The sequence below is a fragment of the Microbacterium sp. SMR1 genome (genome assembly GCF_003289625.1).
In the GTDB taxonomy this organism is placed as follows: domain Bacteria; phylum Actinomycetota; class Actinomycetes; order Actinomycetales; family Microbacteriaceae; genus Microbacterium; species Microbacterium plantarum.
Window position 1 is genome coordinate 660622 of sequence record NZ_QMBN01000002.1, and the last position, 25423, is coordinate 686044.

Consider the following 25423-nt stretch of genomic DNA (forward strand, 5'->3'; position numbering starts at 1 on the left):
CTGAGCGCTGCTCGGCGCCTCAGACGAAGGCGGCGAGTACGGCGTCGACGTGGGCGTCGAGCGACGCGGCCGCCGGCTCGGGGTCGAGGCCGAGGAGGCGTCGACGGTGCGGTTCGCCGAGCAGGGCACCGAACAGATGCTCGGCGCGACGGTCGTCGCCGTCCAGGTGGGCCGCGAGGTAACGCTGCGCCGCGATCGGGCCGGCGTCGTAGAACGCACGCGAGACCGCGGGGTCGTCGAGCGCGACCGCGACGGCCGCGCGGTGCAGGCCGATCGCACGGTCGGCGAACAGCGCCGTCGCGATGAGTGTGCAGGCGTGCCGGAGGTCGCGGGCCGCGACATCGAGGTAGCCGTGCACATCGGTCACCGCGGCGCCCAGCAGCGCCGACTTGTCACCGATGCGTTCGTAGATCGTGCGTTTGGTCACGCCCGCCCGCTGCGCGATCGCGTCGAGCGAGGCGGCGTGGAAGCCGACCTCGACGAAGACGTCTGCCGCCACCGCGACGATGCGGGCGTCGCGCGCGGCCTGTTCATGGGCGGGCGGGCGGCCGCGGCGTCGATCTCCGGTCGAGGGCATGACGACAGGCTAGCAGAATGATACGGTGGCGTTTCATTAAGGAGGCGCCATGGACGAGATTGTCTGCCACATCGCGATCGCCGATGACTGGGGCATGAGCCGCAAGTTCAGCGAGTACGAGGTCGCGACGCGGGGCGTGCCGTGGGAACCGGGCGAGTACATCCGGGCCTGCGACCCCGCCGACGTCGCCGACGTCGTCGCAACCGTCTACGCCGACGTGCGGCTGCCGCTCCTGCGAATCGACTGCAGCGTCGCGGGCCTCGCGCGCCACGGCGTCGAGGTGACGCGGGTCGACGGGCAGCCCCGCATCCACGGGCCGATTCCCATGAACCCGGATGCCGTCGTCGGCGAGCATCCGCTCACGGCCTGAGGTCGCCTCGGGCCGTGAGCGGCGTGCGCCGGATCAGGCGTCGATGCCGACCGAGTGCGACAGGCGTGAGCGCTCGTCGCCCGAGAGCTCGAGGTGCACGGCCTTCGCGCTGTCGACGATCGACGCGGCGCGGCGCGCTCCCGGAATCGGGATGACGGTGTCGCTGAGCCCCAGCTCCCACGCGAGCACGACCTGCTGCGGGCTCACATCGTGGGCGCGCGCGACCTCGCCGAAGACCGCGAAGCGATCACCGATCGACCGTGCGCCACCGCCCGTTCCGCCCAGGGGGCTCCAGGGGAGGAATGCGATGCCGCGGTCGGCGCAGTAGCGCAGCTCGTCGTAGCTGCCCGGATGCCGCGGCGAGAACTCGTTCTGCACGCTCGCGAGGTTGCCCTCGCCGAGCACCTGCTGAGCGATCTCGATCTCCTCGACGCTGGCGTTGGAGATGCCGATCGCGCGGATCTTGCCCTCCTGCTGCAAGGTCTTGAAGTTCTCCATGACCTCGCCGTAGACCATCCAGCGGTCGGGGCGGTGGTACTGGTAGAGGTCGATCACGTCGATCCGAAGCGCTCGGAGCGAGGCCTCCACCGCCTTCCGGAGGTAGTCGAGCGAGCCGTCCCGGCCCCACGTCTCGCCGTCGCTGCGGGTGATGCCGCCCTTCGTCGCCACCACGATCTGAGAGCGGTCGCCGCCCCACGTGGCCAGGGCCTCGGCCATGATCTCCTCGTTGTGCCCCATCGTGTCCCAGCTCGGGGCGTAGATGTCGGCGGTGTCGAGCAGGGTGATGCCCGCGTCGAGCGCGGCGTGCACCGTCGCGACGGCATCCTTCCGGTCGGGGATCTGCTTGTCGTTGTTCATCGAGACGGGCATCCCGCCCAGGCCGATGGCCGAGACGGTGAACGGTCCGAGGGTGCGCTGCTGCATGGGTCTCCTTCGACGATTCGCGGTGGTGTGGCTCCAGCCTGTCAGGCGCGACGACGAACGGGCAGGACCTTGCGCAATCGGGTCAGGGGGCTACCGCGGGTCGTCGTCGCAGTCCTCAGCGGCCCCAGATCGTGCCGGGGGAGAATGGATGCCGGCCGCGCGGCGACCCGCCGCCGCGTGCGCGACCGCCGAAGCCAGGAGTCCGAATGACGATCGCCGACCACCACCCGACGCCGGACGCGAACGACGAGGTCAGCGCGAAGCGCGCTCTCGCGGGAGCGCCGCCGCTCCTGCCGGTCATGGCCGCGACGGGTGAGGGAGCGTGGGTGACCGACGTCGAGGGGCGCCGATACCTCGACCTGACCGCCGATCCGGCTCTCACCTTCGGGCACCGCCATCCCGCTCTGCTCGCCGTCGCCACCGAGCAGCTGGGCCGATTGACCAGCACGAGCACCGTCGTCGCCGACGACCGCGCCGACGGATTCGCCGACGCGCTGGCTGCGCTGCTGGGTGCTGAGGCGGTGCTGCCGGCCACCACCGGACGGGACGCACTGCGAGCAGCCGTCGACCTCACGCTCGCCGCGCGGGAACGGACGGCCGTCGTCGTCGCTGCCGGCTCGCATCCCGATCTCACGGCAGCGGGCGCCGTCGTGGTGCCCTTCGGCGAGATCGATGCGCTCGTCGCGGCGCTCGACGACACCGTCGCCGCCGTCGTCCTCGAGCCCGTGCAGGCCGCGGCGGGGGTGATCGGCGCGCCCGCGGGATACCTGGAAGCCGCACGGCAGGCGACCGCCGATCGCGGGATCGCCCTGATCCTCGACGAGACGCGCAGCGGCCTCGGCAGGCTCGGCGACACCGTCGCGCTCGCGGGGGCGGGCGCGGCGCCCGACCTCCGTGTGATCGGCCCGGCGCTCGGCGGCGGCATCGTCCCCGTCGCCGCCGTCGTCGGGAGTCGCACGCTGCTCGGTGAGGCCGCCGACCCGGCATCCGTGTCTCCGCTCGCGAGCGCCATCGCGCACCGCGTGGTCGAGATGCTCGAGGCGGGCGAGGTGCAGAACCGGGCCCGTGCTCTCGCCGAACATCTCGCCGGACGCATTGAGGCCCTTGCCGGGGCGGGCGCGGTGGCCGTCCGGACCGCTGGGGTCTGGGCGGGCGTCGACGTCGACCCGACGGTCGTCACCGCAGCCGAGGTCGCCCGGCGCCTCGTCGCGCGCGGCGTCCTCGTCGATGTCGTCGGCGACGCGACGATCGTGCTGGTTCCGCCGCTGGTCATCCGGGCGACCGAGCTCGACTGGGCGATCGAGCAGCTGCGCGTCGTGCTCGCGGCCTGATCCTGCCGGCCCGGCCCGCGCGCCGGATGTCAACACGGCGGGGGAAACAGGTCGGGAAATACTGACGCAACACAGCCCGGATTAGGCTCGCATCCATGGGTGACCTCTTCGACGGATACGGCTCGACGCTGACGCCGCGCAAGACCGTATCGGGGGTGCCGCCGTACGACGAGATGTTCGAGGTCTCGGGCACGATGCCCGCCCCCGGCAGCTCGCGCGCGGCGTACCGCGAGCTGTATCAGGCGCTTGCGCAGATGACCCAGGAGGAGCTCCGCGGCCGCACCGAATCGCTCGCGAGCTCGTATCTCGCGCAGGGCGTCACGTTCGACTTCGCGGGGGAGGAGCGCCCCTTCCCGCTCGATGCCGTTCCCCGCGTCATCGACTACGACGAGTGGTCGCACGTCGAGTCGGGCGTGAAGCAGCGCGTGCGTGCGCTGGAGGCCTTCCTCGACGACGCCTACGGACATCAGTTCTGCGTCCGCGACGGCGTGCTGCCGGCGAAGCTCATCGCCTCGTCGCAGTACTACTACCGTCAGGCGGCCGGCATCCGCTCCGCCAACGGCGTGCGCATCCAGGTCTCGGGCATTGACCTCATCCGCGACGAGCACGGCGAGATGCGCGTGCTCGAGGACAACGTGCGCGTCCCCTCGGGGGTCAGCTACGTCATCTCGAACCGCCGCGTCATGGCGCAGACCCTGCCCGAGCTGTTCGTCTCGATGCGGGTCCGACCCGTCGGCGACTACCCGAACAAGCTCCTCCAGGCCCTGCGGGCCTCCGCGCCCCCCGGAGTCGACGACCCCAACGTCGTCGTGCTGACGCCGGGCGTCTACAACTCCGCGTACTTCGAGCACACGCTGCTCGCGCGACTCATGGGCGTCGAGCTCGTCGAAGGCCGTGACCTGGTCTGCTCGGGCGGCAAGGTGTTCATGCGCACGACGCGCGGCCCGCAGCGCGTCGACGTCATCTACCGCCGGGTCGACGACGACTTCCTCGATCCGTTGCAGTTCCGCGCCGACTCGATGCTCGGCGCCCCGGGCCTCATGCTCGCCGCGCGCCTGGGCAACGTCACGATCGCCAACGCCGTGGGCAACGGCGTCGCCGACGACAAGCTGCTGTACACCTACGTGCCCGACCTCATCCGGTACTACCTCGCGGAGGAGCCCATCCTCAAGAACGTCGACACCTGGCGGCTCGAGGACCCGGGCGCGCTCGAAGAGGTGCTCGACCGGCTCGACGAACTCGTCGTGAAGCCCGTCGACGGGTCGGGCGGCAAAGGACTCGTCGTGGGCCCGGACGCTTCGCCCGCCGAGCTCGAGAAGCTGCGCAAGAAGCTGCTGGCCGATCCGCGCGGGTGGATCGCGCAGCCCGTCGTCATGCTCTCGACGATCCCCACCCTCGTCGAGGACGGCATGCGCCCCCGCCACGCCGACCTGCGCCCGTTCGCGGTCAACAACGGCGAAGAGGTGTGGGTGCTGCCGGGCGGCCTCACGCGCGTCGCGCTGCCGGAGGGGCAGCTCGTCGTCAACTCCAGTCAGGGCGGCGGATCGAAGGACACGTGGGTCGTCGGCGGTGACGCGCCGCGCACGGTCGAGTACAGCCAGGGCAACCTCGCCGGCCTCGTCGCCGATCAGGCGTCGACGCAGGCGATCCCGATCATCTACGACGAGCAGGACGAGCCGGCCCATTCGCCGCAGGACCACCCCGGCGGCCTGAGCGAGCAGCAGGAGCAGCAGCAGCAGACCGGAGGTGCGACGTGCTGAGCCGCATCGCCGAGAGCCTCTTCTGGATCGGACGCTACATCGAGCGGAGCGACGGCACCGCCCGCATCCTCGACGTCCACCTGCAGCTGCTGCTCGAGGACCCCTGGATCGACGAGGACACCGCCTGCCGGTCGCTCCTGTCGGTCATGGGGTCGTTCCCGCCCGAGGGGCTCGACACCGTCACCCGTCAGGACGTGCTCACCCGGCTCGCGGTCGACCGCACCAATCCCTCCAGCATCGCCTACTCGCTGCAGTCGGCGCGCGAGAACGCCCGCCGCGCCCGCGAGATCGTCTCCACCGAGCTGTGGGAGACCCTCAACACCACCTATTCGCGGATGCCGCGGCGGCTCAACGCCGAGAAGGTGCACGAGTTCTTCCACTGGGTGCGAGAGCGCGCGGCGCTCGCCGTCGGGGTCACCGACTCGTCGACGAGTCGCGACGAGGCCTGGCAGTTCTTCACGCTGGGGCGCTCGATCGAGCGCACCGACATGACCGCGCGGCTGCTCGCGACGCGCTCGTTGACGGAGGAGTCCGGCCCGTCGTGGACGACGATCCTCCGCTCCTGCGGTGCGTACGAGGCGTACCTGCGCACGTATCGCGGGATGCCGAGCGCGCGCAACGCGGCGGAGTTCCTGCTGCTCGACCGTCTCTTCCCGCGTTCGATCATCCACTCGATCCAACGTGCCGAGGAGTGCATGAGCGCGATCGACCCCGTCGCCGACCGGGTGGGGCACTCCAATGCGGTGCTGCGGGCCCTCGGGCGTATCCGCAACGACCTCGAGTACCGGCCGCTCGGCGAGATCCTCTCCGAGCTGCCCGAGCACATGGACAACGTGCAGAAGGTGACCCGCGAGGCTTCCGAAGCGATTCGCGGTCGATTCTTCCCCACGGCGGCGGAACCGAACTGGATCGGAGAGACCTCGTGAAGCGTCTGCGCATCGAGCACGCGACCGGATTCACCTATCCCGGAGACGTCGCCGCGTCGTACAACGAGGCGCGGATGCTGCCGGGCTCGACCGACAGCCAATTCGTGCTGAGTTCGCAGCTCGACATCGACCCGACGACGGCCGTCAACCACTACGTGGACTACTTCGGCACCCGGGTCGCCGCGTTCGACGTGCTCGCCGCGCATCACGCGCTGTCGATCACGGCCCGCTCGCTGGTCGAGGTTCGGCCGCGCCCCATCGAGCACCGGCAGATCTCGTGGGAGGAGCTCGCCGCGGAGACCGAGCGCTCGATCCACACGGTCGAGCAGCTCGGGCAGACGGCGCGCACGGCGCCGCATCCGGAGGTGGTGGCGCTGGCGCGCGAGATCGCGGCGTCGCACGACGAGCCGGGGCCGGCGGCCCACGCGATCGCGATCGCGATCGGGGATGCCGTGGAGTACATGCCCGGCGTCACCGGGGTGCACTCCACCGCCGCGGAGTCGTGGCCCCAGCGCACGGGCGTGTGCCAGGACATCGCGCACATCACGCTCGGCGCTCTGCGGAGCGTCGGCATCCCGGCGCGGTACGTCTCGGGCTATCTGCATCCCGATCCCGACGCTCAGGTCGGCGTGCCGGTGACGGGCGAGTCGCACGCGTGGATCGAGTGGTTCGCCGGTGACTGGCAGGGCTTCGACCCCACCAACAACGTCGAGATCAGCGACCGGCACGTGCTGGTCGGGCGCGGCCGGGACTACAACGACGTCCCGCCGCTGCGCGGGGTCTTCGCGGGCCCGTACAAGAGCGCACTGCACGTCACGGTGACGATCACGCGCGAGGCGTGACTTCCGCGGCATCCGCTTCGACCGGTTCGCGGCGGGCACCCCGGCCGAGGGATGCCGTCGCCGCGAGGCCCAGCACGAGGAAGCCCGCCGCGGCGAAGCTCGCGGCCCGTGTGCCGTCCGAGAGGGCAGCCTTCGCGTCGGTCGCGACGTCGGCGGTCTGCGGCGAGGCCTCGAGGCCCGCGATCGCGCCGCCCGCGCTCTCGACGACGGCGCTGACGACCTGATCGCGCTGCTCGGCGGGGATGCCGCGATCGTCGAGCTGGGCGGTGAGGGCGCCGGAGGTCGTCGAGAACAGGATGGTCCCGAGGATCGCGATGCCGAGCGCCGCGCCGAGCTGGCGCGCGGTGGACTGGGTTCCGGACGCCTGCCCTCCCTCGGCGACGGGGACATCGGCGAGGACGACGCCGGTGAGCTGCGCCGTCGCGAGGCCGACGCCGATCCCGTAGACGAACAGCGCCGGGACGAGCAGGCCCCACGTCGCATCGGGGGCGATGACGAGGGCCACGCCGACGACGCCGACGATCTCGGCGGCCAGGCCCGCGCGAACGATCCAGACCGGCGAGACCTTGCCCGACAGGGCGCCGGCGAGCCCGCTGGCGACGAACGAGCCCGCGGCCAGGGCGAGCAGCACGAGGCCCGTCTGGACCGCCTCGAACCCGAGCGCGAACTGCAGCCACAGGGGAAGGGCCAGGATGATGCCGAACTCGCCGAGCGCGACGACGAGGGCGGCGAGGTTGCCGTTACGGAAGGAGGGGATGCCGAAGAGCCCGAAGGCCAGCAGAGTGGGCTTGCCGACCCGGCGACGGCGCACGCCCCAGGCGATGAAGACCGCGATCGTCACGGCTGAGGCGGCGAACGCGATCGGGACCGGGGAGAGGTCCCACGGCCACGATGCACCGAAGAGCTCGGGCCGCTGGTCGACCGTCCACCAGCCGTAGGTGCGTCCCTCGATGAGGCCGAACACGAGGGTGCCCATGGCGATGACCGACAGGACGGCTCCGACGACGTCGACGCCTGCGGCGCCGCCGCGCGATTCCGCGACCGTCAGCAGGACGCCCACGACGATGAGGATGCCGAGGGGGATGTTGATGCCGAAGGCCCAGTGCCACGAGAACGTCGTGGTCAGCCAGCCGCCGAGCAGTGGCCCGACGGCCGCCATGCCGCCGATCGTCGAGCCCCAGACGGCGAAGGCGATGCCGCGCTCGCGGCCGCGGAACGTCGCGTTCAGGAGCGAGAGGGTGGTCGGGAGGATCATCGCGCCGCCGACGCCCTGAACGAAGCGGGCGAGGATGAGCAGGTCACCGCTCGACGCGAGCGCCGCGCCGACCGAGGCCAGCGCGAAGACGACGACGCCGGTCAGCAGCATCCGTCGTCGACCCACCCGATCGGCGACGCTGCCGAAGACGAGCAGCAGGGAGGCGAACACGAGGGTGTACGCCTCCTGGACCCACTGCACCTGAGTGGAGGTGATGCCGAGGTCATCGACGATCGAGGGGACGGCGACGTTGACGATCGTCGAGTCCACGATGATGAGTGCGACGGCGATGCTGATGAAGACGAGTCCCGCCCACCGGCGGCGTGCCGAAGTTTCCATGATTGCTAGAATAGCTAGCAAAATTGCGGACACAAGATGAGGTTCGCGCAGCGCGAAAACGGCCGGTCCCGCGGGGAACCGGCCGTCTCGATGGAGAAGTGGATCAGGCGGGCGGGTCGCCCGGGTCGAGGGTCTTCAGCATGTCCTCTTCGGCGGCGTTGTCGGCCGTGAGCTCGTCCTCGGTGGTCTCGTCGCCGCCGCGGGGTGCGTCATCGGTGATCGACTGCTCGGCGCTCGGGTCATCGAGGTGACGGTCGCCGGTGGGCTCTTCGGACGGGATTGCGCTGTCGCCGGCGCCGCCGGCCGGGGTGTCGTGGCTGCTCATGGCCGCGACGTTACGCGCGCCGTCGCCGCGCGCGGCACCCCTTGACACACGATCCGGCCGTGGTGCCGATACATCCGTCGGATCGGCGTGACAGGAGTGGTGTCGGTGGCCGCCTGAGGCCACTCCCGCACCGCCGGTCCGGCGAATGTATCGCGAACGGCTCCCCGGCTAGGCGCTGGGCTCGTAGCGGCGCGGCGCGTGCGTGCGGGCGACGAGGTCGCGGAGCGCCTCGAGCGACCCCGAGACGAAACCGGCGGCACGGGCCTGCACCAGCACGTTGCCGAGGGCCGTCGCCTCGACGGGGCCGGCGAGCACCGGCATTCCGGCGCGGTCGGCAGTGCGCTGGCACAGCAGCTCGTTGAGCGCCCCGCCGCCGACAATGTGGATCGTCCGTACATCGACGCGACCGAGGCGCGCGGCATCGGCCACGGCGTCGGCGAACGCCTGCGCGAGCGACTCGACGATCGACCGGGTGTACTCCGCGCGGGTGCGCGGCGGCGCGACGTCGTGCTCGGCGCACCAGGCGTCGATGCGCGAGGTCATCTCGCCGGGCGCGAGGAAACGCGGGTCGTTGACGTCGAAGACGACGCCGTCCGCCTCGCGTGCGGCGTCGAGCAGGGTCGGCAGATCGATGCGGTGTCCCTCGCGGCGTTCCCACTGCCGCACGGCCTCGCTCAGGACCCACAGGCCCATGACGTTGTGCAGCAGGCGCACGCGGCCGTCGACGCCGCCCTCATTCGTGAAGTTCGCCTCGAGAGCGGCGCGGGTCAGCACGAGGTGGTCGACCTCGACGCCCACGAGACCCCACGTGCCGCACGAGATGTAGGCCGCGGCATCCGGCTGCATCGGCACGGCGACGACGGCCGAGGCGGTGTCGTGCGATCCGACGGCAGTCACGGGTGTGTCGGTCGGCGCCCCGATCGACGCTGCGACGTCCGCACGCAGCGGGCCCAGCCGATCGCCCGGCGCGATGAGCGGAGGGAGGATGCCGCGGGGGATGCCGAGCGCCGAGACGAGGGCACCGTCCCACGAGGCCTGCAGCACCCGCAGGAGTCCGGTCGTCGACGCGTTGGTCTGCTCTGCACGGGCTTCGCCGGTCAGCCAGTACCCGACGAGGTCGGGTACGAGGAGGGCGGTGTCGGCGAACGCCAGCACCTCCGGGTCCTCGGCGGCGAGCTGGTACAGCGTGTTGAACGGCAGGAACTGCAGGCCGTTCCGCTCGAAGAGCTCGGCGTGCGGAAAGCGCGCGTGCACGCTCTCGACCCCGCGGACGGTGCGCTCGTCGCGATAGTGGAACGGTTCGCCCAGCATCCGCCCGCCGCGCATCAGCGCGTAGTCGACGGCCCACGAGTCGACCCCGATCGAGGCGATCTCGGGCTTCGCGCGGAAGGCCTCGCGCAGACCGCCCAGTACCGATCCGTACATCCCCACGAGGTTCCAGTGGAGGCCGTCGCCCGCGTGCACCGGATCGTTGGCGAACCGCGCCACCGTCTCGGTGCGCAGCGCGTCAGCCCCCACATGCCCGACGATGACCCGCCCGCTGGTGGCCCCGAGGTCAACCGCCACCACATTCCCTGACGCGCTCACGCGCGGCATCCTTCCCGCGAGTGCACGGCCTGCCGCCGAGTGCACGACCTCGGAGCGAGCGGATGCCGTGCACTCGGCGCGAAGCCGTGCATTCGAATGCCTGCCCTCATCGGAGGAACGCGGCGGCGACGCCGGAGTCCACGGGGATGTGCAGGCCGGTCGTGCGGGAGAGCTCGGGGCCGGTGAGCACGAACACAGCATCGGCGACGTTCTCGGGGACGACCTCGCGCTTGAGGATCGTGCGGTTGGCGTAGAACTGGCCGAGGTCTTCTTCGTTGACGCCGTAGGTTGCGGCGCGGTTGGCGCCCCAGCCGGAGGCGAAGATGCCCGAGCCGCGCACGACACCGTCGGGGTTGATGCCGTTCACGCGCACGCCGTGCTCGCCGAGCTCGACCGCGAGCAGCCGCACCTGGTGGGCCTGGTCGGCCTTCGTCGCCGAGTACGCGATGTTGTTGGGCCCGGCGAAGACGGAGTTCTTCGAGGAGATGTAGATGACGTCGCCGCCCATCCTCTGCTCGATGAGCGCCTTCGCCGCGGCCTTCGAGACGAGGAACGAGCCCTTGGCCATGACGTCGTGCTGCAGGTCCCAGTCCTTCTCGGTCGTCTCCAGCAGCGGCTTCGACAGCGACAGACCGGCGTTGTTGACGACGAGGTCGATGCCCCCGAACGCCAGCAGCGTCGCGTCGATCGCCGCCTGCACGCCGTCGGCGTCGGCGACGTTGGCTGCGACGCCGATCGCGACGTCGGTGCCGCCGAGCTCCGAGGCCGCGGCCTGCGCCTTCTCGAGGTCGAGGTCGGCGACGACGACGCATGCTCCCTCGGCCGCGAGCCGGGTGGCGATGGCCTTGCCGATGCCGGATGCCGCTCCCGTGACGAACGCGATGCGTCCCTGGTGGGTCTTGGGCTTGGGCATCCGCTGGAGCTTGGCCTCTTCGAGCGCCCAGTACTCGATGCGGAACTTCTCCGCGTCCGAGATCGGCGAGTAGGTTGAGAGGGCCTCGGCGCCGCGCATGACGTTGATCGCGTTGATGTAGAACTCACCCGCAACGCGTGCGGTCTGCTTGTTCGCCCCGTACGAGAACATGCCCACGCCCGGAACCAGCACGATGAGCGGGTCGGCGCCGCGGAGCGCCGGCGAGTCCGCGTCGGCATGTGCGTCGTAGTACGCCTGGTAATCGGCGCGGTACTCGGCGTGCAGCTCGTGCAGGCGGGCGATCTGCTCCTCGACCGACGCCGTCGCGGGGACGTCGAGGATGAGGGGCTTGACCTTCGTGCGCAGGAAGTGGTCGGGGCAGCTCGTGCCCAGCGCGGCGAGGGCAGGAGCCTTCTCGGACGCCAGGAAGTCGAGCACGACGTCGCTGTCGGTGTAATGGCCGACCATCGGCTTGTCGGTCGAGGCGATGCCGCGGATCGTGGGGGCGAGGGCTGCGGCGCGGGCGCGACGCTCGGCCTCGGGCAGCGCCTCGAACCCGGCGCGCACGCCGCCGAAGGGCTCTGCCGCGCCGTGCTCGTCGATGTATGCCTGCGCGGTCTCGATGATCCAGAGGCTGTTCGCCTCGGCTTCATCCGAGGTGTCGCCCCACGCCGTGATGCCGTGCCCGCCGAGGATGCACCCGATCGCCTGCGGGTTCTGCGCCTTGATCTCGGCGATGTCGAGGCCGAGCTGGAAGCCCGGTCGCCGCCACGGCACCCAGACGACGCGCTGTGAACCGGTGCCGTCGCCGTAGATCTTCGCGGTCAGCTCTTCGCCGTCCGCGGCGGTCGCGATCGCGATGCCGGCGTCGGGGTGCAAGTGGTCGACGTGCGCGGCATCCACCAGCCCGTGCATCGCGGTGTCGATCGAGGGAGCCGCCCCGCCCTTGCCGTGCAGGCAGTAGTCGAACGCGGCGACCATCTCGTCTTCACGCTCGACGCCGGGGTAGACGTTCACCAGCGCGCGCATCCGGTCGAGGCGCAGCACCGCGAGTCCCGACTCGGTCAGGGTGCCGAGGTCACCGCCCGATCCCTTGACCCACAGCAGCTCGACGGGCTCACCCGTGACGGGGTCGATGTCGATGCCCTTGGCGGAGGTGTTGCCCCCGGCGTAGTTGGTGTTCTTGGGGTCGGAGCCCAGGCGGTTGCTGCGCGCGATGAGGTCGGCGGCTGCGGCGGAGGTCATGGCTTTCCTTCGGGGTAGGGAGGGGAGGTCAGGATGCGGCGAGGGCAGCGAATCGCTGCACGATGCGTGCCATCGATGCGGCGAAACCCGGATGCTCGGGCCGGTTGAGGTGGCCGTGATCGGTGCCTGGCTCGACGACGACGTCGACATCGCCGCCGGCGGCCCGCAGCGTCGCGACGAACACGTCGCCCGAGACGCTCAGTTCGTCGATCTCGCTATTGATCATGAGCGTCGGCGGGAAGCCGCGCAGCTCGTCGGTCGACGCGAGGCCCGGAACGGCCGCGATCGGCGCGCCGATCACCGAGTGGCCGAGGTAGTTCTCGTACATCTCACGGACGACGTCGGCCCCGAACCGGTCGTGCTCGGGGTGCGCGGCGAGAGCGGCGCGCAGCGCGGGGCCGGGGGCGGGCTGCACCGCGAGGAGGGTGGGATAGGCCAGCACGACGAGGCGGGGCAGGATGCCGCCCTCGCCGAGCAGGCGCAGGGTCGCGCCCGTCGCGAGGTTCGCGCCCGCGCTCGCGCCGCCGAGCGCCACGCGCGTCACGCCGAGCTCCTCGGCGTGCACCGTCGCCCACTCCCAGGCGCGCAGGACGTCGTCGGATGCCGCCGGGTAGCGGTTGCCGCTGCGGTCGTCCGTCTGCTGGTCGGCGCCGTCCCACGCGGGCGGCACCGGGGCGAGGCGGTAGTCGACGGAGAAGACCGTCGTCCCCGCCGCGGCGAGCCCGCGAGCGACGGCATCCGCTTCGGGCATGTCGAGGTCGCCGAACGCGAAGCCGCCGCCGTGCATCCATACCAATCCGGTGCCGTCGGGCTCGGCCGCGCGGTAGAGCCGGATGAGCCCGCCCGCCTCGGACGTGGGCGAGGGCGCGGCCGGGGAGGCGGCGCTCACCGGGCGACCCGCTCTTCCGCGGGAGTCGGGACATGCCGGCCGTAGCGCTCGAGCTCGATGTCCTCGAGTGACTTGCCCTCGGTGTTCGGCGCCCAGATGGTTCCGATCAGCAGCGCGGCGACGAGCAGCCCGAGGATGATCACGCCGAGTCCGGCGAGTCCCAGTCCCGACAGCAGGACGGGGAAGACGAGGCTCAGGAGCCCGACCATGACCCGGGCGAGCATGAAGAGCACGCCCTGCGCGCTCGCGCGGTAGCGGGTGGCGAACAGCTCGGCGGTCCACAGACCGTAGAACGCCTGCGCCCCGACGCCGGCGGAGACACCCCACGCGACGGCGAAGAACAGCAGCGAGAACAGCCCCGGGGGAGCGTAGATCAGCACCGCCCACGCCACGACGCCGAGCGCCGCACCGCCGAGGTACAGCCACTTGCGACGCACCCGGTCGCCGAAGCGCATGAAGCCGAAGAAAGTCGCGGCTGCCGTGAGGCTCCAGACGAGCACCTGCAGCAGGTTCTGCTGCATCGGGTCGTGGAGGCCCGCGGCGTCGTACACACGCGGCTGGAAGATGCCGGCCTGGCCCGCGACGGTGTTCCAGAGGCCGTAGACGCCGATGAGGAAGGCGAGGGCGCCCCAGTTCTTCGGTTCCTTGAGCAAGCCCACGATGCCGGAGAAGAACGACGGGCGTTCGCCCGCGACGAGCGCGGCCTCGCGCTGGCTCTTCCACCGGCGCGACTCGGGGAGTCCGCGGCGCACCCACCACGTCACGGCGGCGATGACGAAGAGGTGGAAGAAGATCAGGCGCGAGCCGAGCAGACCCAGCGGGCCGACGATGACCGCGAGCAGGAACCCGACCGCCGGGCCGATGGACCAGGCGAGTTGCGCCGTACCCACGTGTGCGGCACGGTGCTCGTTGGGTGCCTCCTCGGCGATGTAGGTCCACGACGCCGGAACGCCCGCGCCGACCGCGATGCCCATGAGGATGACGCCGACGAGCAGGACCCCGAGGTTCGGCGCGAACGTGACGGCCAGAGCTCCGAGCATGAACACGATCAGGTCGTAGGTGTAGATGAACTTGCGGCCCAGGCGGTCGCAGAGGGGACCGCCGATCGCGGCACCGATCGCGGCGCCGAAGGCGTTGGCCGACAGGGCGGCCACGATGCCGACGACGCCGTCGTCGAAGCCGAAGGCCTCCTGCCACAGCGTCAGGCTCGTGGCGAGCGCGATGATCGCGCCGGCCTCGATGTAGTTCGACATGGCGACGGCGATCGTCGCCTTCCAGGCACTCAGCGGGCGGCGGGTGCGGGTCGTGCTCATGCGCCCCACCCGGCCTGGGTGCCGCCGACGCGGTCGGCTTCGATCTTCTCCTGGTAGCCGGATGCCGCGTACGCGGCCATCGGGTCGGCGGGAAGTCCCCGCGACTCGCGCCACTCGGCCAGGGCCGGGCGGACGTCGGTGTAGAACGCGTCCATGAACACCGCCTGCGCCCCGAGCACGTCGTTCGCGGTGCGGGCGGCGGCGAGGGCGTCGGCGTCGATGAGCAGCGCGCGGGCGGTCATCTCCTGGACGTTGAGTACCGAGCGGATCTGGCCCGGGATCTTCGCCTCGATGTTGTGGCACTGGTCGAGCATGAAGACCACGTCGGGGTTGTCGAAGCCGCCGCCGCGCAGCACCTCGACGAGGATGCGGAACAGCTGGAACGGGTCGGCCGCGCCCACGATGAGGTCGTCGTCGGCGTAGAAGCGGGAGTTGAAGTCGAACGAGCCGAGCTTGCCGAGGCGCAGCAGCTGCATGACGATGAACTCGATGTTGGTGCCGGGAGCGTGGTGGCCCGTGTCGAGGCACACCATCGCGCGCTCGCCGAGCGCCGCCACCTGCACGTAGCTCGTCCCCCAGTCGGGGACGTCGGTGTGGTAGAACGACGGCTCGAAGAACTTGTACTCCAGCACCAGGCGCTGCTCGCCCGACAGGCGGTCGTAGATCCGCTGCAGCGAATCGGCCAGGCGGTCCTGACGCGCGCGCATGTCGTTCTGCCCGGGGTAGTTCGACCCCTCGGCCAGCCAGATCTTCAGGTCGCGGGAGCCCGTGGCATCCATCACGTCGATGCACTCGAGGTGGTGGTCGATGGCCTTGCGGCGGATCGCGTCATCCTCGTGGGTCAGCGCCCCGAACTTGTAGTCCTCGTCCTGGAACGTGTTCGAGTTGATCGTGCCGAGCGCAACGCCCAGATCCTCGGCGCGGCGGCGCAGGGCGCCGAAGTCGTCGACCTTGTCCCACGGGATGTGCAGCGCGACGGCCGGGGCGAGCCCGGTGACACGGTTCACCTCGGCGGCATCCGCGATCTTCTCGAACGGATCGCGCGGCGTGCCGGCGGTGGGGAACACGCGGAAGCGCGTGCCCGAGTTGCCGAACGCCCAGCTGGGCAGCTCGATGCCCTGGCGCTCGAGCAGGGCGAAGTGGTCGGGGGAAAGGGTGCTCACGATGCGTCGTCGCTTTCGTCGGGGTTTTCGGTGGATGTCGTCGGGGCCGTGCCGGTGGCGGTCGCCGTGCCGGTGGCGGTCGCCGCGAGTTGGTCGTGCAGGTTGAAGACCTCGGTGAGGGGCGTGGCGGCCTGATCGGGACGCCCCTCGAGTCCGACGAAGAAGCGGGCCATCTCGGCTTCCCAGCGGGCTGCGACGGGCGACGCGGCGAGGTACGCCTGAGCGGCCGCATCGTCGTCGACCTCGTAGTAGCCGATCAGCCGGCCGCCCTCACCGAGGAACAGAGAGTAGTTGCGGCGGCCGGACGCGGCGATCTCCGCCAGCATCTCGGGCCAGACGGGGGTGTGCCGGGCGACGTACTCGTCGAGCAGGTCCGGATGGATCTGCAGCGAGAAGCAGACCCGGTGGGTAGATGCACTCATCGTCGAGGCTCCTTGGTGAGCTGGTGTGAATCGTTTCACGAGCGTAGCGGGTTGTGCGCGCGGGCACAAACGGCAAGCGCTTACCCACATCCTGCCGTTGCCGTCGTGCTCGCGCTACGGTGGTGTGCATGGCAGTGAGCGTGCGGGATGTCGCGGTCGCGGCATCCGTTTCGGTGGGGACCGTCTCGAACGTCCTCAACAACCCGACGCGCGTGTCGCCGGAGATGGTCGCGCGCGTGCAGCAAGCCATCGCCGATCTGGGGTTCGTCCGCAACGATGCGGCCCGACAGCTGCGGGCCGGACGCAGCCGGTCGATCGGCCTCGTGGTGCTCGACATCGGCAACCCGTTCTTCGCCGAGGTCGCGCGCGGCGCGGAGGAGCGTGCAGCCGAGAGCGGCATGGCGGTGCTGCTCAGCACGAGCGACGAGAAGCCCGAGCGCGAGTCGGCGTATCTCGACCTCTTCCGCGAGCAGCGCGTCAACGGCGTGCTCGTGACCCCCGCGAGCGACGACCTGGAGCGGTTGCGTGGGCTGCAGGCGGCGGGGGTCCCGGTCGTCCTCGTCGACCGCGAGGTGCCCGACGACGTCTTCGCCTCGGTGTCGGTCGACGACGTCGAGGGCGGCTATCTCGCCGTGTCGCACCTGCTGGCCCGCGGGCGTCGGCGCATCGCGTTCGTCCGCGGACCGGTGTCGATCCGTCAGGTCGCCGATCGTCTCGAGGGTGCGCGGCGCGCGGTGGCCGAAGTCGCCGGTGCCCACTTGGAAGAGCTCGCCGTGCCCGCCCTGTCGGTGCTGCACGGCCGAGCTGCCGGCGAGCAGCTGCGCGACCGCCGCGGAGAGGACCGCGTCGATGCCGTGTTCGCGGCGAACGACCTGCTCGCCGTCGGAGTGCTGCAGGCCTTCGCGGTCCTCGGGCAGCTTCGCGTGCCCGAGGAGGTCGCGCTCATCGGCTACGACGACATCGACTTCGCGTCGGCCACCGTCGTGCCGCTCAGCTCGATCCGCCAGCCCGCCCACGAGATCGGATACCGCGCCGTCGACCTCCTGCTGCGCGGCCTCGACGATCCCGCCGGCGAGCACGAGCGCCGCGTGCGCTTCCGCCCCGAGCTCGTCGTCCGCGACTCGACCGGCTGACCGCGGCATCCTGTCGCCCCTCGAGGCACCGTCGCCCGCGGGGCTCTGTCGCCCCGCGAGGTCCCCGCCGCGCGGCCCGGATGAGAGAAGACTCATCGGCGCGCGGGGGAGGTGCGCCTAGGCTCATCGGAACGCAGGAAAGCGCATTCCGATGGGATCCATTCAATGAAGAACAGACTCCGCTCCTCGCTGCTCGCCGGCCTCGCCGCGGGCACGCTCGCCACGGCGACCCTCACGGTCGGGGGCGTCGCGACGCTTCCCGCGGCAGGGGTCGAGGCGCCGCCGTCCCCGCCGATACCGCGGCTCGAGACCCTCGATCGCGGCCTGGTCGCCGTGCCGACGGACGAGGGCGTCTTCCTCAGCTGGCGTCTGCTCGCGGGCGAGGCCAGCGGTGCCGGCGAGACCGGCCTCACGGGCACCGACTTCGTCGTCTACCGCGACGACGTTCCGATCGCCACCGTCACCGACAGCACGAACTACCGCGACGACGCCGGGACGGCGGCATCCGTCTATCGCGTGGCGCCGGTCACGGCGGGCGTTGAGGCGGCGGCGAGCGAGGCCGCGATCGCGATGGATGCCGGCTTCCTCGACATCGCGCTGCAGCGGCCCGAAGGCGGCGTGACCCCGGCGGGCGAGGAATACACCTACTCGGCCAACGACGTCTCCGTCGGTGACGTCGACGGTGACGGGCGCTACGAGTTCATCGTGAAGTGGGATCCCTCGAACTCCAAGGACGTCTCGCAGGTCGGGTACACCGGCGGGGTCTACATCGACACCTACAGCCTCGAGGGACGCCTGCTGAACCGGCTCGACCTCGGTCCGAACATCCGTGCCGGCGCGCACTACACGCAGTTCCTCGTCTACGACTTCGACGGTGACGGCCGGTCGGAGACGATGCTCAAGACCGCGCCCGGGACGAAGTCGATCACCTACGCCGACGACGGCTCGGTGGCCTCGGAGCAGTACGTCACGATGCCGGACGAGGATGTCGCGGCGGGCTACGCCCACACCGATGACTACCGGATGAGCGCCGCGGACTACGCCGACCACCTCGAGGAGATGTTCCGCGGATGGTCGACGCGCGACGAAGTCGTCTCGGGCCAGTGGCCGGCCACCCTGGAAGAGGCCTTCGGCATCGAGCCGCGCTACGACTACCCGCTGTCGGAGGCCGGCGCCCGCGCCCTCGTCGATCACTTCATCGACGTGTACGCGCCGAGCCGAAGCGCCCGCAACGCCCTGCGGAACTTCGAGGGCTTCATCCTCGACGGGCCCGAGTACCTCACCGTCTTCGACGGCGAGAGCGGGGCCGAGCTGCAGACCGTGCGCTACGAGCCCGACCGCGGCGACGACGGCCTGCTGTGGGGCGACTACGCGATGTCGCGTATCGAGCCCGGCAACCGGGTCGACCGGTTCCTGGCGGGCGTCGCCTATCTCGACGGTGAGCGCCCGTCGGCGGTGTTCGCTCGCGGTTACTACACCCGCACGACGATCGCGACCTACGACTGGGACGGCGAGAACCTGTCGAAACGGTGGTTCGTCGACAGCGGGCATGCCCCGATGACCAACCCGTTCAACGACGGTCCCCACGGGGTCGACGGCACCGATCCCGTGTACGGCTCGATCACGACGCAGGGCTTCCACAGTCTGTCGGCGGCGGATGTCGACGGAGACGGCCGTCACGAGATCGTCTACGGATCGGCGACGCTCGACGACGACGGCAGCCTGCTCTACAGCTCGTTCGCCGAGATGCCCGAGGGATCGGCGACCCCGGGCGAGATGGCGCGTCTCGGTCACGGCGACGCGATGCACGTCGCCGACATCGACCCGACCCGCCCGGGCCTGGAGATCTTCACCGTGCACGAGGGCGGGGCATACGCGCCGTACGGTACGGCACTGCGGGATGCCGCCACCGGCGAGGTCATCTTCGGCGCCTACTCGGGCCGAGACACCGGGCGCGGGATGATCGGCGACGTGCGCCCCGACGTGCCCGGCATGGAGGTCTGGTCGAGCATGCCCGGCGGAACGGATGCCTCGGGCCTGCTGACCGCCCAGGGCGAGGTGCTCTCGGCGGCGACGCCCGGCACCAACGCCTCGATCCGCTGGGGCGGCGACCTCACGACGCAGATCGTGAACGGCAGCGGTGACGTCACCCCGACGATCGACGACTGGGCGCGCGGCACCGTACTGACGGCATCCGGAACCCTCGCCAACAACGGCACGAAGGGCAACCCCGGGCTCGTCGCCGACGTGCTGGGAGACTGGCGCGAAGAGCTGGTCGTGCGCACGGCCGACTCGTCGGCGCTGCGGGTGTACGTCTCGACCGAGGTGACCGAGCACAAGCTGTACACGCTCATGCACGATCCGCAGTACCGCGCCGAGGTCGCCCGTCAGCAGACGACCTACAACCAGCCGAGCTACACCGGTTTCCACCTCGCCTCGGGCATGGACTTCGCCGGTGTGCCGCTGCGGCCTGCTCCCGCGCCCGTCGCGACGCCCGGCATCGGGGTGGACTCGACCGGCGTCAACGTCAGCTGGAAGACGACGGATGCCGGCGCCGAGGTCACCGGCTTCACCGTCATCCTCCGCTCGGAGGCGGGCGACACGATCGTGCAGCAGGTCGGGACCGAGGCTCGCTCTGCGCGGTTCGCGACGGTCCCGCCGGGGGAGTGGACCGCGACCGTCACGCCCGCGGGCACCTTCGGCTCGGCGGCGCAGTCGCAGCCGTCGGCGACGGCCACAGTGCGAGAGGGGCAGCCGGTGCCACTCCGAGTCAGCGCGCGGTCGCAGTGCGTCAACGGAGCGGTGCACGTCGCGGTCCATGCCGCGAATCAGGCGGGGGCGCCGGTCGACGTGCGGCTGGCCGCGGTCGGCGGCGAGCACGCGCAGCAGAAGGTCGCGGCGGCCGACGCGGCGTACCGGCTCTTCGACTCGGGCCGCGACTCGCTCGTGCCCGGGTCGGCGACCGTCACGGCGTATCAGTGGGTCGACGGTGTCGGCTACCACGCCACCTACGACGTGCCCTACTTCGCCCGGATGTGCTGAGGCGTCCGGCTCGGACGCGAGGCCCCGATACATCCGAAGGGCCGGAGTGACGGGTGGGGCCGGTGAGGCCGTGCGAATGCTCACCAGCCCCACCCATCCGACAGATGTATCGGGCGCGGGCGCGGGCGTCAGCGGGAGCGGCGGGGGCGGTCGGACGTGGCGTCGGGCAGGGAGATGGGCGTCGTGCCCGCGACCTCGTCGCTGAACTCCTCCGGGGCGACGACCGAGATCGGACGCGTCTCGTCGAGCGAGAGGGCGAACCGGCGCGAGCTCGAGCGGTGCACGCGTCCGGAGACGAGCATCCACGTCACCCCGACCCCGAACGCGACGAAGGCGGCGACGGCACCGAGGCCGATGGCCGCGCGCGGCCCGAACTGGTCGGCGACCCACCCGACGATCGGCGCGCCGATGGGCGTGCCGCCCATGAGGATCGCCATGTACAGCGCGAGCACGCGGCCGCGCAGCGCCGCGTCGGTCGTGGTCTGCACGTACCCGTTGGCCGTCGTGAGGGTGGTCACGACCGCGAAACCGGTGAACATCAGGGTCACCGCGTACAGCCAGTAGTCCGGCATGAAGGCCGACACCGCTGCGGCGGCCGCGAAGAGTCCGGCGCCGAAGATCACGACGCGGATGCGGGCGCGATCGCGACGTGCTGCCATCAGGGCGCCCGCGAGCGATCCGATCGCCAGGATCGAGCTGAGGAGGCCGTACCCGTCGGCATCGCGTCCGAACTCGATCGCCATGGTCGAGGCGAAGATCGGGAAGTTCATACCGAAGGCGCCGAGGAGGAACACCATCGCGAACGTCACCATGAGGTCGGGGCGCCCGCGCACGTACCGGAAGCCGTCGGCGAGGCGCGCCGCACCGGGAGAGGTGACCCGCGGGATGAGCTCGCCGGGTCGGATGAGGAACAGCGCCACGATCATCGCGAGGAACGTCGCCGCGTTGATGAAGAACACCCAGCCGGTGCCGACCGCGACGATGACGATTCCCGCGGCAGCGGGGCCGATCATGCGCGCTCCGTTGAAGGATGCCGCGTTGAGCGCGACCGCATTGGCCGCGATCTCGCGCGCGACGATGTCGGAGACGAACGCCTGGCGCGCCGGATTGTCGAAGGCCGAGATCATGCCGAGCGTGAACGCGAAGACGTACATGAGCGGGAGCGTCATGACGCCCGTGAGCAGCAGCGTGCCGATGACCAGCCCGACGAGCATGAGCGAGCTCTGCGTGACCACGAGCAGACGGCGCCGGTCGAAACGGTCGGCGACCCACCCGGTGACGCCCACGAGCAGGAGCGGCGGGGCGAACTGCAGCGCCATCGTGACGCCCATCGCTCCCGCGTCGTTGTCGGTGAGGCCGGTGAGGACGACCCAGCTGAGCGCTGTGGCCTGCATCCACGCGCCGACGTTCGACACGAGGGCGCCGAAGAACCACACCCGGTAGTTGAACACCGAGAAGGAGCGGAACATCGCGGAGCTCATCGGTCGGCCACCGCCCGCATGATGACGGCGGCGGCCGCGAGAGTCTCACGGTCGGCCGGTTCGAGCTCTTCCAGCGCGTGCTCGAGCCAGGAGTCGCGACGGCGGGTCGTCTCGATCACGACGGTGCGGCCCTCGTCGGTGAGGGCGATGTTCACCTTGCGGCGGTCGCCGTCGTCGGGTGTCCGGGTCAGGTACCCGAGCTCTTCGAGGTGGTTGACGGTGCGGTTCATCGACGGTGCCGATACGCGCTCGCGGTCGGCCAGCTCGCCGAGCGTGTGCGGACCGTGCACGTGCAGGTTCGCGAGCACGGCGTACTGCCCGTCGCTCATCGAATCGACGGCACGCTGCGCGCGGAGCCGCCGTGCGAGGCGGAAGGTCGCCATGCGGAGGTCGGTCGCGTCGTGCGCGAGATCGATGGCGGTCGGTGGGGCGGAAGCGGGGGAGGAGGTGCTCATCTGTGATGTTTAGCTTAGCTCATTAGTCTTGCTAACGGTCTGTGGTGTCCGGAATGCGACGGCCGGAAACGTAGACTCGCCGCATGCCCGAGTTCATCGACGCGCACGGGGTCGCGATCGTCTACGACATCCATCCCGCGAATGGCGAGCAGCGGGCCGTCGTGCAGCTGCTGCACGGTGTCGGCGAGCACGCGGGCCGGTATGCCGAACTCGCCGGGATCCTCACCGCAGCGGGCTTCACCGTCTACGCCGACGACCACCGGGGTCATGGCCGCACCGGCATCCGGCAGCACGGTGATCCGAGCAAGCTCGGCAAGCTCGGTCGGGGAGGGCTGCATGCCGCGCGCGACGCCTGCGCCGAGCTGACCCGCATCATCGAGCGCGACCATCCTGGGGCGCCGATCGTGCTCCTCGGCCACTCGTGGGGATCATTCCTCGCGCAGATGCTGTTCGACGACCGGCCCGAGGCATACGCGGCACTCGTGCTGTCGGGGTCGGCGCTGCGCTGGCCCGGATCGCTCAACTCGGGCGACCTGAACGCGCCGTGGAAGGCGCCCGGCGCGAACGGCGTCGAGTGGCTGAGCACGGATGCCGCCGTCCAGCAGAGCTTCCTGGACGACCCGCTCACGACGACGACCGCGCTGCCCCGCCTGTTCGGGCCGGTCGAGACGCTCAAGCTCATCGGCCGACCCCGACGCGACCTCGGTGTCGACGTCCCGGTGCTGCTCATGGTCGGCCGGGACGACACCGTCGGCGGGCCTCGCAGCGTCCATCGCCTCGCCGACGCCTACCGCACGCGATCGGGCCTGACGGATGTGACGACGCTCGTCTACCCCGGTGCTCGTCACGAGATCTTCAACGAGGCGGTCCGGGGTGACGTGCAGGCCGATCTGTTCGCCTGGCTCGACGCCCGCTTCCCGCGGGACTGAATCGCGGGAAGCAGCGTCGGTGTCACCCGGCGGGACCGCGTCGGATTGCCGTGACGAGCGGGCGTGACGCGAGGAGCGCCAGCGCGACCGCCCCGAAGCCCGCGACGAAGGTCGCCGCGATGACGGCCATCGTCAGCGGCGCGACGACCAGGCTGATCCCCACGACCGGGAGAGCCAGCGCCACGCCGACGACCGCTCCGCCGGCGGCAGCCCAGCGCAGGGGCAGCATCACCGTGATGCGACGTGCCCGAGCGAGTTCCGCGGGCTCCATGCCGAGCCGGTCGAGGCCCACGATGAGCTCGCGGTCGTCGAGCACCGACGCCGCCTGACTGACGCCCACCGAGGCGGCGAGCAGGACGAAGCCCGCCCCGAGGGTGACGAGGACACCGGTGCGGATGTCGGCGAACAGCGTCATTTCAGGCTCGTCGCCGGCGATCTCGGTGAGCGCGATGCCGCTGCCCCCGACGACGGCGATGAACGAGATCATCGCGATGCTCGAGACTCGACGCCAGGCGGTGGGGGCATGTGCGGCGAGCTCCCGGCCTGCGATGAGCTGAGCAGCCGTCCGGGCGCGGCGAGCCATCGAGCGGCCGCGTGCGGCGACGATGGGCGTACCGATGAGGTTCACCAGAGCGAGGGCCCCGGCGAACAGAGCCAGCAGGAGGGCGATCGACGCTGCGGGGGCGAGGACCGCGCTCACGCTGCTGAACTGGGCCACGATCGTGCCGACGGCGACGATCGCGATCCCGGAGATCACGAGGGTGCGGGTGCGTCGCGGCGGCGCCTCGGTGCGGCGGCGCACGCCCAGTGGGGTGAGCCGCACGCGTCGCAGGCTCGCTGCCGCGCTCACCGTCGCGATGAGCCCGACGCCCAGGATGACGGCCAGGACGATCGGCCATCCGGCCCACACGGCGGCGGCACCGACGGGGCCACCGAAGAAGGGGAGCAGCCCGACCAGCGGCAGGGCGATGCCGTAGGCGGCGGCGCCGACCAGTGCTCCCGCGAACGCGACGGCGGATGCCTCACCCACCGCCATCGCTCCGACCTCGGTGTTGGTGGCGCCGAGGAGGCGCAGCGTCGAGAGCCGGTCGTTGCGGCGCCGGCTCGACAGGCGCGCGGCGGCAGCCCCGAGGGTTGCTGTCGGAACGGCGAGAAGGATGAGCGCGAGGACGCTGAGCACGCCGTAGAGGAAAGCCATCTGGCCCGTGCGCGGGTCGGTGAGGAACATGCGGGTGCCGCCCGCGACGATCAGCATGAGCATCGTCGTCACCGCGAAGGCGACCAGTGGCAGGACGATGGCCGCAGACCCTTGCCGCGCCGGCCGGGAGAGCAGGACCGTGAGAGCCGCGACGCGGCGCACACTGCCCGGTGTCTCCGCCGCTCGGGCCAGCGGGGTCGGAGGCTGCGGGAGCGAACCGGTCGCGACGACGACGCTCATCGGGTCACCTCGGCGGCTGCGGCCCCACGCGCGGGCAAGACGGACGAATCGACGATGCGTCCGTCGCGCATCCGGAGGACGCGGTCGCAGCGGCGCGCGACCTCCGCATCGTGGGTCACGACGACGAGGCTGCGGCCCTGGCCGGTGGTGGCGTGCAGCAGCGCATCGAGGACCTCCGCGGAGGTGGTGGAGTCGAGGGCGCCGGTCGGCTCGTCGGCGAACACCACGGGGGCTCCGGTCACCTGGGCGCGGGCGATGGCGACGCGCTGCGCCTGCCCGCCGGAGAGCTCGCCGATGCGCCGGTTCTCCATGCCGGCGAGGCCCAGGGCGCCGAGCCAGGCGGCGGCGTGCGCTTCGGCAGCAGCTCGCGCCGTGCCGACGAGGAGCAGCGGCAGGGCGGCGTTCTCGACGGCGGTGAGCTCGGGCAGCAGCAGGTGGTCCTGGAAGACGAAGCCGAGGCTGCTGCGACGCACGGCGGAGCGGTCGGCGTCGGGCATGCCGACGAGCTCCTGCGCCGGGGCGCCGGGAGCGGCGAGGCGGACGGAGCCGGCATCGGGCGAGATGATTGCGGCGAGGCAGTGCAGAAGCGTCGTCTTGCCCGACCCCGAGGCGCCCATGATCGCGACGGCCTCGCCGGCGCGCACGGTCAGGTCGACGCGGTCGAGCGCGGTGAGCGCCCCGTAGCGCTTCACGAGCCCGCGGGCTTCGAGGACGGGGGCGGAATCGATGGTGGGGTTCATGTCATCCACTCTTCCGAGCGGGGC

Annotated in this window: 22 protein-coding genes; 8 read left to right on the top strand and 14 right to left on the bottom strand. The window is 71.1% G+C overall.

Going from position 1 to position 25423, the window contains the following annotated elements; genetic code table 11:
• Positions 1–19: 19 nt before the first annotated feature.
• On the bottom strand, positions 20–577 hold the full coding sequence (locus DO944_RS07745; protein ID WP_112616275.1) for a TetR/AcrR family transcriptional regulator: 558 nt from the start codon (positions 575–577) through the stop codon (positions 20–22).
• 49 nt (positions 578–626) lie between these two features.
• On the opposite strand from DO944_RS07745, the gene DO944_RS07750 reads away from it, so the two are divergent.
• Positions 627–947, top strand: a complete 321-nt coding sequence (locus DO944_RS07750) for a DUF952 domain-containing protein (protein ID WP_112616277.1) — start codon at positions 627–629, stop codon at positions 945–947.
• A gap of 33 nt (positions 948–980) precedes the next feature.
• Here DO944_RS07750 and DO944_RS07755 read toward each other — a convergent pair whose 3' ends face one another.
• Complete coding sequence (locus DO944_RS07755) at positions 981–1871, bottom strand: aldo/keto reductase (RefSeq protein WP_112616279.1); 891 nt, start codon at positions 1869–1871, stop codon at positions 981–983.
• A gap of 206 nt (positions 1872–2077) precedes the next feature.
• On the opposite strand from DO944_RS07755, the gene DO944_RS07760 reads away from it, so the two are divergent.
• The 4 genes from DO944_RS07760 (at position 2078) to DO944_RS07775 (ending at position 6730) form a co-directional block, all read left to right on the top strand.
• A complete protein-coding gene (locus tag DO944_RS07760; RefSeq protein WP_112616281.1) occupies positions 2078–3202 on the top strand; it encodes an aminotransferase class III-fold pyridoxal phosphate-dependent enzyme in 1125 nt (374 codons plus the stop codon).
• Positions 3203–3297: 95 nt separating this feature from the next.
• Positions 3298–4962, top strand: a complete 1665-nt coding sequence (locus DO944_RS07765) for a circularly permuted type 2 ATP-grasp protein (RefSeq protein ID WP_112616283.1) — start codon at positions 3298–3300, stop codon at positions 4960–4962.
• Positions 4956–5888, top strand: coding sequence for an alpha-E domain-containing protein (locus tag DO944_RS07770; protein WP_112616285.1), 933 nt, complete (start codon positions 4956–4958; stop codon positions 5886–5888). The genes DO944_RS07765 and DO944_RS07770 overlap by 7 nt, the downstream gene beginning before the upstream one ends.
• Positions 5885–6730, top strand: coding sequence for a transglutaminase family protein (locus DO944_RS07775; protein WP_112616287.1), 846 nt, complete (start codon positions 5885–5887; stop codon positions 6728–6730). The genes DO944_RS07770 and DO944_RS07775 overlap by 4 nt, the downstream gene beginning before the upstream one ends.
• On the opposite strand, the gene DO944_RS07780 is transcribed toward DO944_RS07775, so the two are convergent.
• From DO944_RS07780 to DO944_RS07815, 8 genes are all read right to left on the bottom strand, one after another.
• Positions 6714–8324, bottom strand: a complete 1611-nt coding sequence (locus DO944_RS07780; RefSeq protein WP_112616289.1) for an MFS transporter — start codon at positions 8322–8324, stop codon at positions 6714–6716. The genes DO944_RS07775 and DO944_RS07780 overlap by 17 nt on opposite strands.
• 103 nt (positions 8325–8427) lie before the next feature.
• On the bottom strand, positions 8428–8649 hold the full coding sequence (locus tag DO944_RS07785) for a hypothetical protein (protein ID WP_112616291.1): 222 nt from the start codon (positions 8647–8649) through the stop codon (positions 8428–8430).
• A 168-nt stretch (positions 8650–8817) separates the two neighbouring features.
• Positions 8818–10245: a rhamnulokinase family protein gene (locus tag DO944_RS07790; RefSeq protein WP_112616293.1), complete on the bottom strand. Its 1428-nt coding sequence runs from the start codon at positions 10243–10245 to the stop codon at positions 8818–8820.
• 97 nt (positions 10246–10342) lie between these two features.
• On the bottom strand, positions 10343–12394 hold the full coding sequence (locus DO944_RS07795; RefSeq protein WP_112616295.1) for a bifunctional aldolase/short-chain dehydrogenase: 2052 nt from the start codon (positions 12392–12394) through the stop codon (positions 10343–10345).
• Between the two features lie 28 nt (positions 12395–12422).
• Positions 12423–13283: an alpha/beta hydrolase gene (locus tag DO944_RS07800; protein WP_258524610.1), complete on the bottom strand. Its 861-nt coding sequence runs from the start codon at positions 13281–13283 to the stop codon at positions 12423–12425.
• The gene (locus DO944_RS07805; protein ID WP_220118289.1) at positions 13280–14596 is read right to left on the bottom strand and encodes an MFS transporter; all 1317 of its coding nucleotides are present in this window, start codon (positions 14594–14596) and stop codon (positions 13280–13282) included. The genes DO944_RS07800 and DO944_RS07805 overlap by 4 nt, the downstream gene beginning before the upstream one ends.
• Positions 14593–15759 carry an L-rhamnose isomerase gene (gene rhaI / locus DO944_RS07810; protein ID WP_112616297.1) on the bottom strand — a complete coding sequence of 389 codons (1167 nt, stop codon included), beginning with the start codon at positions 15757–15759 and terminating at the stop codon, positions 14593–14595. The genes DO944_RS07805 and rhaI overlap by 4 nt, the downstream gene beginning before the upstream one ends.
• Positions 15756–16181, bottom strand: a complete 426-nt coding sequence (locus DO944_RS07815; protein WP_240309808.1) for an L-rhamnose mutarotase — start codon at positions 16179–16181, stop codon at positions 15756–15758. The genes rhaI and DO944_RS07815 overlap by 4 nt, the downstream gene beginning before the upstream one ends.
• 128 nt (positions 16182–16309) lie before the next feature.
• Here DO944_RS07815 and DO944_RS07820 point away from each other — a divergent pair, with 128 nt between their 5' ends.
• Positions 16310–17314, top strand: coding sequence for a LacI family DNA-binding transcriptional regulator (locus DO944_RS07820; protein ID WP_112616299.1), 1005 nt, complete (start codon positions 16310–16312; stop codon positions 17312–17314).
• 165 nt (positions 17315–17479) lie between these two features.
• Positions 17480–20356 (top strand): rhamnogalacturonan lyase, encoded by a 2877-nt coding sequence (locus DO944_RS07825; RefSeq protein ID WP_181574184.1) that lies wholly within the window; start codon positions 17480–17482, stop codon positions 20354–20356.
• Between the two features lie 128 nt (positions 20357–20484).
• On the opposite strand, the gene DO944_RS07830 is transcribed toward DO944_RS07825, so the two are convergent.
• Positions 20485–21825, bottom strand: coding sequence for an MFS transporter (locus DO944_RS07830; protein WP_258524611.1), 1341 nt, complete (start codon positions 21823–21825; stop codon positions 20485–20487).
• Positions 21826–21833: 8 nt separating this feature from the next.
• Positions 21834–22292: a MarR family winged helix-turn-helix transcriptional regulator gene (locus tag DO944_RS07835; RefSeq protein ID WP_112616303.1), complete on the bottom strand. Its 459-nt coding sequence runs from the start codon at positions 22290–22292 to the stop codon at positions 21834–21836.
• An 83-nt stretch (positions 22293–22375) separates the two neighbouring features.
• On the opposite strand from DO944_RS07835, the gene DO944_RS07840 reads away from it, so the two are divergent.
• Complete coding sequence (locus tag DO944_RS07840) at positions 22376–23221, top strand: alpha/beta fold hydrolase (protein ID WP_112616305.1); 846 nt, start codon at positions 22376–22378, stop codon at positions 23219–23221.
• A 22-nt stretch (positions 23222–23243) separates the two neighbouring features.
• On the opposite strand, the gene DO944_RS07845 is transcribed toward DO944_RS07840, so the two are convergent.
• The gene (locus DO944_RS07845) at positions 23244–24659 is read right to left on the bottom strand and encodes an FtsX-like permease family protein (RefSeq protein WP_112616307.1); all 1416 of its coding nucleotides are present in this window, start codon (positions 24657–24659) and stop codon (positions 23244–23246) included.
• The gene (locus DO944_RS07850; protein ID WP_112616309.1) at positions 24656–25399 is read right to left on the bottom strand and encodes an ABC transporter ATP-binding protein; all 744 of its coding nucleotides are present in this window, start codon (positions 25397–25399) and stop codon (positions 24656–24658) included. Before DO944_RS07850 ends, DO944_RS07845 begins: the two co-directional genes overlap by 4 nt.
• Positions 25400–25423: the final 24 nt, after the last annotated feature.